This window comes from Streptococcus mitis, from assembly GCF_003942995.1.
GTDB classification, from domain to species: Bacteria; Bacillota; Bacilli; order Lactobacillales; family Streptococcaceae; genus Streptococcus; species Streptococcus mitis_CV.
This window is the reverse complement of record NZ_RJOH01000032.1, coordinates 1-8,644: the sequence shown is the minus strand read 5'-3', so window position 1 is coordinate 8,644 and position 8,644 is coordinate 1. Positions and strand designations below refer to the sequence as shown.

General features: G+C 41.0%; 9 protein-coding genes, 4 tRNA genes and 1 pseudogene. All 14 read left to right on the top strand.

Going from position 1 to position 8,644, the window contains the following annotated elements; genetic code table 11:
* Positions 1-81: 81 nt before the first annotated feature.
* Positions 82-153: transfer RNA gene (locus D8836_RS10820), tRNA-Gly, on the top strand.
* 7 nt (positions 154-160) lie between these two features.
* A tRNA-Leu gene (locus D8836_RS10815) sits at positions 161-246 on the top strand.
* Positions 247-257: 11 nt separating this feature from the next.
* A tRNA-Arg gene (locus tag D8836_RS10810) sits at positions 258-331 on the top strand.
* A gap of 15 nt (positions 332-346) precedes the next feature.
* Positions 347-420: transfer RNA gene (locus D8836_RS10805), tRNA-Pro, on the top strand.
* A gap of 487 nt (positions 421-907) precedes the next feature.
* Positions 908-1,114, top strand: a complete 207-nt coding sequence (locus tag D8836_RS10800) for a hypothetical protein (RefSeq protein WP_125393974.1) — start codon at positions 908-910, stop codon at positions 1,112-1,114.
* Positions 1,111-1,301, top strand: a pseudogene (locus tag D8836_RS10795) (hypothetical protein). Before D8836_RS10800 ends, D8836_RS10795 begins: the two are co-directional and overlap by 4 nt.
* Positions 1,288-2,172 (top strand): ABC transporter ATP-binding protein, encoded by an 885-nt coding sequence (locus D8836_RS10790; RefSeq protein ID WP_125393973.1) that lies wholly within the window; start codon positions 1,288-1,290, stop codon positions 2,170-2,172. The pseudogene D8836_RS10795 and the gene D8836_RS10790 overlap by 14 nt, the downstream one beginning before the upstream one ends.
* A 1-nt stretch (position 2,173) precedes the next feature.
* Entirely contained in the window at positions 2,174-2,911 is a 738-nt protein-coding gene (locus D8836_RS10785; RefSeq protein WP_125393972.1) for an ABC transporter permease, read from the top strand.
* Positions 2,911-4,008: a sensor histidine kinase gene (locus tag D8836_RS10780; protein ID WP_125393971.1), complete on the top strand. Its 1,098-nt coding sequence runs from the start codon at positions 2,911-2,913 to the stop codon at positions 4,006-4,008. The genes D8836_RS10785 and D8836_RS10780 overlap by 1 nt, the downstream gene beginning before the upstream one ends.
* Before the next feature lies 1 nt (position 4,009).
* On the top strand, positions 4,010-4,609 hold the full coding sequence (locus D8836_RS10775; RefSeq protein WP_060627194.1) for a response regulator transcription factor: 600 nt from the start codon (positions 4,010-4,012) through the stop codon (positions 4,607-4,609).
* A 313-nt stretch (positions 4,610-4,922) separates the two neighbouring features.
* Positions 4,923-5,336, top strand: a complete 414-nt coding sequence (gene rpsL, locus D8836_RS10765; protein ID WP_001142332.1) for a 30S ribosomal protein S12 — start codon at positions 4,923-4,925, stop codon at positions 5,334-5,336.
* 19 nt (positions 5,337-5,355) lie between these two features.
* Positions 5,356-5,826 (top strand): 30S ribosomal protein S7, encoded by a 471-nt coding sequence (rpsG, locus tag D8836_RS10760; RefSeq protein WP_000087873.1) that lies wholly within the window; start codon positions 5,356-5,358, stop codon positions 5,824-5,826.
* 394 nt (positions 5,827-6,220) lie between these two features.
* Complete coding sequence (fusA, locus tag D8836_RS10755) at positions 6,221-8,302, top strand: elongation factor G (RefSeq protein ID WP_000090348.1); 2,082 nt, start codon at positions 6,221-6,223, stop codon at positions 8,300-8,302.
* Between the two features lie 196 nt (positions 8,303-8,498).
* Positions 8,499-8,644 (top strand): transposase (locus tag D8836_RS10750; protein ID WP_221763033.1); only part of this gene is annotated, 146 nt, incomplete at its 3' end.

The following is an 8,644-nucleotide window of genomic DNA, read 5'->3' as shown; positions in this document are numbered from 1 at the left end:
GTTGGTAGAGCATCTGATTTGTAATCAGAGGGTCGCGTGTTCAAGTCATGTAGCCGGCATTTTTAGATAGAAGAAAACGGTGCGAACGTAGTTCAGTGGTAGAACACCACCTTGCCAAGGTGGGGGTCGCGGGTTCGAATCCCGTCGTTCGCTTAGAGAGGCCGGGGTGGCGGAACTGGCAGACGCACAGGACTTAAAATCCTGCGATTGGTAACGATCGTACCGGTTCGATTCCGGTCCTCGGCATAAACTAATGAGCACCCTTAGCTCAACTGGATAGAGTACCTGACTACGAATCAGGCGGTTAGAGGTTCGACTCCTCTAGGGTGCATTTTTCTATTTAACTCGGGAAGTAGCTCAGCTTGGTAGAGTACTTGGTTTGGGACCAAGGTGTCGCAGGTTCGAATCCTGTCTTCCCGATTCATTACAGAGATACGTAAGCGTATCTTTTTTGTTTAACTAGATATTATATACATTAAGAGAGAATCAGTTTGCTTCTCTCTTTTTTGAATTTCAGTAATTCATTTTGATCGCGTATACTTTTTTGTTTCCTGTCTTATTTAATAAATACTGTAGTTAATTATACACATTGAAATTTAATAGATTTTATAACTCTTATTAATTCTTAATAAAGTAATAGAAGAGTTTTTGTTGAACCTATAATATATGTTTCAATGTTATAAAAATTGCTGCTATTACGAGTCTAGATAAGTATTAGTTTACATTATAGTGTGAATTGGGTTTGATATTTCTTTTGAGGAAGCTACCTTAGATTTTTCTACTTGTGTTTTATTGTATAGTGTATCTTGCTTGTTTTGAACAGAATCTTTTATGACATTTGTCATATTTCCTAGTGACAGAAGCATCTAGCTCCGCAAACTTCAAAAGTCTATAATTGAAGTATGAAATGGAGGAAGAAGAGATGAAAAATAAAATGATTGTCGCAGTGAGTCTAGTAACAGCAGGAGTCATGACTTATCTCATGTTTTCAGGATTGGATGAAGGATTTTATCATTTTCCTTGGGAGGTCTTTGCTGGCTTTGGAATTTTGTCTTGGCTTATCCGAGAAGGTTTGAAATTGGTCTCAGATGTGAAAAAGGAGTTTGAAAAATGAAAAAAGTTCCCTATCTTTTTATTGGACTGTCACTAGTGGTATGGTTGGTAGAAATATTTACAGGTTGGTTTGATCAAGACTTCCTTCACGAATTCATCCGTGGTGCATGGGGATTAGGATTTATGATTTTTATCGTCTTTCCGATGGGAAGGAGTGGCTGAAAGGAGAATATCATGAACATGATTAAGGTAGAAAGCCTAAATAAAAACATCAAGGACAAGGGTATTTTGAAGGATATTTCCTTTGAGGTGGCAGAAGGTGAATGCATCGCCTTGATTGGGCCAAATGGTGCTGGAAAGACAACGCTATTGGACTGTTTGCTTGGAGATAAACTGGTCACCAGTGGGCAAGTATCTATCCAAGATTTGCCGGTAACGAGCTCTAAGTTAGACTATACAAGATCCTACCTCCCTCAAGAGAATGTAATTGTTCAGAAACTAAAGGTAAAAGAGTTGATTGCTTTCTTTCAAAGCATTTACCCAAATCCCTTGAGCAACCGGGAAATCGATCAATTATTGCAGTTTGACAAGCAACAAAAAGAACAATTCGCAGAAAAATTGTCAGGTGGGCAAAAGCGTCTCTTCTCTTTTGTCTTGACCTTGATTAGGCGACCAAAACTTGTCTTTTTAGATGAGCCAACTGCGGCCATGGATACCTCAACCCGCCAACGTTTTTGGGAAATTGTTCAGGATCTAAAAGCGCAGGGAGTTACCATTCTCTATTCGTCCCATTACATCGAAGAGGTGGAGCATACGGCTGATCGAATCTTGGTGCTACACAAGGGTGAATTGATTCGCGATACAACACCTCTAGCCATGCGCAGTGAGGAGATTGAAAAGCACTTTATCCTTCCTATAGCATATAAGGAAGTTGTCGAACAGTCAAACTTGGTTGAAAACTGGTCACAAAAACAGGATGCTCTACAAGTAGTCACACGCGAAGCAGATGCTTTTTGGGAACTGTTAGTGCAAGCAGGATGTAGGATTCAAGAAATTGAAGTCAATAATCGTAGCTTACTGGATACAATCTTTGAAGAAACACAAAAGGGAGATGACTAAGATGAAACGATGGACCGCACTAAACAAGATAGAATTTCTATTGACCAAACGACAATTAGTCTATTATCTATTATCCGTAGGGATGCCGACAGCCTTCTATTTATTCTTTTCAGGCATGTACCAGGACACACCTGGTGGACCCGCGAATTTTATGCGTGATTACCTCATCTCCATGACGGCTTTTTCCATGATGTCGACAGCTATGTTTTCATTCCCAGCTGTTTTACATACCGATAAAATCAACAACTGGCAGAAAACATTGCGCCATACCCCTGTAAATATGGTAGAATATTATCTATCAAAGATAACAAGTATGATGGTTGATTATTTGGTCTCAATCTTGGTGGTTTTCTCAGTTGGGCATTTTGTAAGAGGTGTGGATATGTCTCTTGGAAACTGGATTGGGGCTGCGTTCTTGCTGATAGTAGGAAGTGTAGCTTTTGTAGCGCTTGGATTGACCTTGACACTCTTACCTTCTAGTCAGCTGATGTCTGTCGTGGGCAATCTTCTCTATCTAGGCTTGGCTGTTTTAGGCGGACTCTGGATGCCCATCTCTTTATTTCCAGACTGGATGCAAGCAATCGGGAAGTGTCTACCAACTTATCAGTTGATGGAGTTGCTCAAGACCTTCTTAAACGAGGGTGGCATCAATTTATCAGCCACAGTTTATCTACTTGTTTTTTCAGCAGTTTTGTTTGGTTTGACCATTTACCTTCAAGGTCATAAGGAGAATTCTTAATGCTTGAAAGACTGAAAAGCATACACTATATGTTTTGGGCCAGTTTAATTTTTATGATTTTCCCCATCCTACCTGTAGTGACTGGGTGGCTTTCTGTCTGGCATTTATTGATTGATATTCTATTTGTAGTGGCATATTTGGGTGTTTTAACAACTAAGAGCCAGCGCCTATCTTGGCTATATTGGGGTCTCATGCTGACTTATGTAGTTGGGAATACTGCCTTTGTTGCTGTTAATTATATCTGGTTCTTCTTTTTCCTTTCTAACCTCTTAAGTTATCATTTTGGCGTACGTAGTTTAAAGTCTTTACATGTCTGGACTTTTCTTCTTGCTCAAGTCCTTGTTGTGGGCCAACTGTTGATTTTTCAGAGAATCGAAGTTGAGTTTCTATTCTATCTACTTGTAATTCTTACTTTTGTCGATTTAATGACTTTTGGATTGGTTCGGATTCGGATTGTGGAGGATTTGAAAGAAGCGCAGGCTAAGCAAAATGCCCAGATAAATCTATTGCTTGCTGAAAATGAACGCAGTCGTATCGGTCAGGATTTGCATGATAGTCTGGGGCATACCTTTGCTATGCTGAGTGTCAAGACAGATTTAGCCTTGCAGTTGTTTCAGATGGAGGCTTATCCACAGGTGGAAAAGGAATTAAGAGAAATACAGCAAATTAGCAAAGAATCAATGCGTGAAGTGCGAACCATTGTGGAAAATCTTAAGTCTAGAACTTTGACATCCGAACTAGAGACTGTGAAAAAGATGTTGGAAATTGCTGGAATTGAGGTGGAAATAGCTAATCAACTAGATACAGCTAGCTTAACTCAGGAATTGGAGTCAACGGCTTCCATGATTTTGCTTGAATTGGTGACTAATATCATCAAACATGCCAAAGCTTCTAAAGTCTACTTAAAATTAGAACGGACAGAGAAAGAACTCATTCTAACAGTGGGAGATGATGGCTGTGGCTTTGCTTCTATAAAGGGGGATGACCTCCATACAGTTCGAGATCGTGTTTTTCCATTTTCGGGAGAAGTAAAGGTAATTAGTTGGAAACAACCGACAAAAGTTCAGGTTCGACTACCTTATAAGGAGAGAGACTAAGATGAAACTACTTGTTGCAGAAGATCAAAGTATGTTGCGAGATGCCATGTGCCAGTTGCTCACGCTTCAACCGGATGTAGAGTCTGTCTTTCAAGCCAAGAATGGGCAAGAAGCAATCCAACTATTAGAAAAGGAGTCTGTAGATATCGCCATCCTTGACGTAGAAATGCCTGTTAAGACGGGCCTCGAAGTCTTGGAGTGGATACGAGCAGAAAATCTAGAAACAAAGGTGGTTGTAGTGACGACCTTCAAGCGTCCTGGGTATTTTGAACGTGCGGTCAAGGCTGGAGTAGATGCTTATGTATTAAAAGAAAGAAATATTGCAGACCTCATGCAAACCTTGCACACTGTCCTCGAAGGGCGCAAGGAGTATTCGCCTGAATTGATGGAAGTGGTGATGACGCATCCCAATCCATTAACAGAGCAAGAAATCGCAGTTTTAAAGGGAATCGCTCAGGGCTTCTCTAACCAAGAAATTGCAGACAAACTTTATCTATCCAACGGAACCGTCCGAAACTATGTCACCAATATTCTTTCGAAACTAGATGCTGGTAATCGAACAGAAGCTGCTAATATTGCGAAAGAATCTGGTTGGTTGTGATGATATAATATTTTTTGAACATTATGTGCTAAAATTGATGGGATTGAATGGAACAATACTAACTTTAGGAGGGTAGGATTCCTCCCTTTTCTTTTTTTAGGGAGCACTACAAAAGAGCTAAAATTAAGAATAAAAAAGAAAAATATCTTGACAACCAAGGGAAAATTTTGTTACAATAATAGACGGTACTTTTTACTTTTGGTCTCTCAAGAGTGTACAGGGACGTGCTGACAAATGTTGCAAAAGTACACACAGATGATAGCTGTCACCAAGTGTATCATCACCAAAAATAAAAAAACACAGGAGAATGTAGATGCCTACAATTAACCAATTGGTTCGCAAACCGCGTAAATCAAAAGTAGAAAAATCTAAATCACCAGCTTTGAACGTTGGTTACAACAGTCATAAAAAAGTTCAAACAAACGTTTCTTCACCACAAAAACGTGGTGTTGCAACTCGTGTTGGAACAATGACACCTAAAAAACCTAACTCAGCCCTTCGTAAATTTGCTCGTGTACGTTTGAGCAACCTTATCGAAGTTACTGCCTACATCCCAGGTATCGGACACAACTTGCAAGAGCACAGTGTGGTGCTTCTTCGTGGTGGACGTGTAAAAGACCTTCCAGGGGTACGTTACCATATCGTCCGTGGTGCACTTGATACTGCAGGTGTTAACGATCGTAAACAAGGCCGTTCTAAATACGGTACTAAACGTCCAAAAGCATAAGGAAAGGGGATAAAGAGAAATGAGTCGTAAAAATAGAGCTCCAAAACGTGACGTATTGCCAGATCCGCTTTACAATTCACAACTAGTTACTCGTCTTATCAACCGCGTTATGCTTGATGGTAAACGTGGTACAGCTGCTTCAATCGTTTACGGTGCCTTTGAGCAAATCAAAGAAGCTACTGGAAACGATGCACTTGAAGTATTTGAAACAGCTATGGAAAACATCATGCCTGTACTTGAAGTACGTGCACGTCGTGTTGGTGGTTCTAACTACCAAGTCCCAGTTGAAGTTCGTCCAGAACGTCGTACAACACTTGGACTTCGTTGGTTGGTAACAATCGCTCGTCTTCGTGGTGAACACACAATGCAAGACCGTCTTGCAAAAGAAATCTTGGATGCTGCTAACAACACTGGTGCTGCTGTTAAGAAACGTGAAGACACTCACCGTATGGCTGAAGCTAACCGTGCATTCGCACACTTCCGTTGGTAATATAGGATGCGAAAGCGTTAAGAAAGTCCCAGAGAAAATAGGGAATCAAAGCAGGTTGCGATTGCAACCAATGAGATTCATCTTTTTCTCCAGACTTTTAGCTTGAGCTCAACTAAATCATGATGCTAGGAACGATAAGGATGCAAGGTGAAAATAGGAAACTGACGCAGTATTCGACGAATACAAGGAAGTTTATCTTTTTCACACAGCATCCCGTTCCGGCTCAAATCGGCTAATTAACTTTAGCCCGAGTTCAATTCAACTTGTAAATCTACAAGTTGAAACCAACAATAGCATGAAAACATTGAGAACGGGTAGGTCCTGCCTATCCGTTTTTATTAAAATCGTGTTATAATAGAATAGAAATCAAAAATAAATAGGAGAAACAAACCTCATGGCACGCGAATTTTCACTTGAAAAAACTCGTAATATCGGTATCATGGCTCACGTCGATGCTGGTAAAACAACAACTACTGAGCGTATTCTTTACTACACTGGTAAAATCCACAAAATCGGTGAAACTCACGAAGGTGCGTCACAAATGGACTGGATGGAGCAAGAGCAAGAGCGTGGTATCACTATCACATCTGCTGCGACAACAGCTCAATGGAACAACCACCGCGTAAACATCATCGACACACCAGGACACGTGGACTTCACAATCGAAGTACAACGTTCTCTTCGTGTATTGGATGGTGCGGTTACCGTTCTTGACTCACAATCAGGTGTTGAGCCTCAAACTGAAACAGTTTGGCGTCAAGCAACTGAGTACGGAGTTCCACGTATCGTATTTGCTAACAAAATGGATAAAATCGGTGCTGACTTCCTTTACTCTGTAAGCACACTTCACGATCGTCTTCAAGCAAATGCACACCCAATCCAATTGCCAATCGGTTCTGAAGATGACTTCCGTGGTATCATCGACTTGATCAAGATGAAAGCTGAAATCTATACTAACGACCTTGGTACAGATATCCTTGAAGAAGATATCCCAGCTGAATACCTTGACCAAGCTCAAGAATACCGTGAAAAATTGATCGAAGCAGTTGCTGAAACTGACGAAGAATTGATGATGAAATACCTCGAAGGTGAAGAAATCACTAACGAAGAATTGAAAGCTGGTATCCGTAAAGCGACTATCAACGTTGAATTCTTCCCAGTATTGTGTGGTTCAGCCTTCAAGAATAAAGGTGTTCAATTGATGCTTGATGCGGTTATTGACTACCTTCCAAGCCCACTTGATATCCCAGCAATCAAAGGTATCAACCCAGATACAGACGAAGAAGAAACTCGTCCAGCATCTGACGAAGAGCCATTTGCAGCTCTTGCCTTCAAGATCATGACTGACCCATTTGTAGGTCGTTTGACATTCTTCCGTGTTTACTCAGGTGTGCTTCAATCAGGTTCTTACGTATTGAACACTTCTAAAGGTAAACGTGAACGTATCGGACGTATCCTTCAAATGCACGCTAACAGTCGTCAAGAAATTGACACTGTTTACTCAGGTGATATCGCTGCTGCCGTTGGTTTGAAAGATACTACAACTGGTGACTCATTGACAGATGAAAAAGCTAAAATCATTCTTGAGTCAATCAACGTTCCAGAACCAGTTATCCAATTGATGGTTGAGCCAAAATCTAAAGCTGACCAAGATAAGATGGGTATTGCCCTTCAAAAATTGGCTGAAGAAGATCCAACATTCCGCGTTGAAACAAACGTTGAAACTGGTGAAACAGTTATCTCTGGTATGGGTGAGCTTCACCTTGACGTCCTTGTTGACCGTATGCGTCGTGAGTTCAAAGTTGAAGCGAACGTAGGTGCTCCTCAAGTATCTTACCGTGAAACATTCCGCGCTTCTACTCAAGCACGTGGATTCTTCAAACGTCAGTCTGGTGGTAAAGGTCAATTCGGTGATGTATGGATTGAATTTACTCCAAACGAAGAAGGTAAAGGATTCGAATTTGAAAACGCAATCGTCGGTGGTGTGGTTCCTCGTGAATTTATCCCAGCGGTTGAAAAAGGTTTGGTAGAATCTATGGCTAACGGTGTTCTTGCAGGTTACCCAATGGTTGACGTTAAAGCTAAGCTTTACGATGGTTCATACCACGATGTCGACTCATCTGAAACTGCCTTCAAGATCGCGGCTTCACTTGCTCTTAAAGAAGCTGCTAAATCAGCACAACCAGCTATCCTTGAGCCAATGATGCTTGTAACAATCACTGTTCCAGAAGAAAACCTTGGTGATGTTATGGGTCACGTAACTGCTCGTCGTGGACGTGTTGATGGTATGGAAGCACACGGTAACAGCCAAATCGTTCGTGCTTACGTTCCACTTGCTGAAATGTTCGGTTACGCAACAGTTCTTCGTTCTGCATCTCAAGGACGTGGTACATTCATGATGGTATTTGACCACTACGAAGATGTACCTAAGTCAGTACAAGAAGAAATCATTAAGAAAAACAAAGGTGAAGACTAATTAGTCCTCCCTCTAGAAGGAAGTCACTTAGTGGCTTCCTTTTGTCTTATGTGACTATTAGTCCGTCTCGCTCCGTTAGGTGCGAGACAAAACAACCACCCGCTATGCGGGTGCGCGTCGAAGGTTATACCAAAAAAACTCCGAACGCGATACAATAAAGGTGTTCAAGCCAATTGTAAAGCGAAAGGAGAAAAATATGGCACAAAAGGCTCATAGTTTATCGCACACAAAGTGGCACTGTAAGTATCACATTGTGTTCACCCCTAAGTATAGACGAAAAGTTATATATAATCAATATCGAAGTAGTTTAGGCGAAATATTTCATCGCTTGTGTAGTTATAA

What these genes read in the sequence shown, in the direction of transcription:
- D8836_RS10800 (WP_125393974.1), top strand. Translation starts at nt 908, where the DNA reads ATGGAGGAAGAAGAGATGAAAAATAAAATGATTGTCGCAGTGAGTCTA.
- D8836_RS10790 (WP_125393973.1), top strand. Translation starts at nt 1,288, where the DNA reads ATGAACATGATTAAGGTAGAAAGCCTAAATAAAAACATCAAGGACAAG.
- D8836_RS10785 (WP_125393972.1), top strand. Translation starts at nt 2,174, where the DNA reads ATGAAACGATGGACCGCACTAAACAAGATAGAATTTCTATTGACCAAA.
- D8836_RS10780 (WP_125393971.1), top strand. Translation starts at nt 2,911, where the DNA reads ATGCTTGAAAGACTGAAAAGCATACACTATATGTTTTGGGCCAGTTTA.
- D8836_RS10775 (WP_060627194.1), top strand. Translation starts at nt 4,010, where the DNA reads ATGAAACTACTTGTTGCAGAAGATCAAAGTATGTTGCGAGATGCCATG.
- rpsL (WP_001142332.1), top strand. Translation starts at nt 4,923, where the DNA reads ATGCCTACAATTAACCAATTGGTTCGCAAACCGCGTAAATCAAAAGTA.
- rpsG (WP_000087873.1), top strand. Translation starts at nt 5,356, where the DNA reads ATGAGTCGTAAAAATAGAGCTCCAAAACGTGACGTATTGCCAGATCCG.
- fusA (WP_000090348.1), top strand. Translation starts at nt 6,221, where the DNA reads ATGGCACGCGAATTTTCACTTGAAAAAACTCGTAATATCGGTATCATG.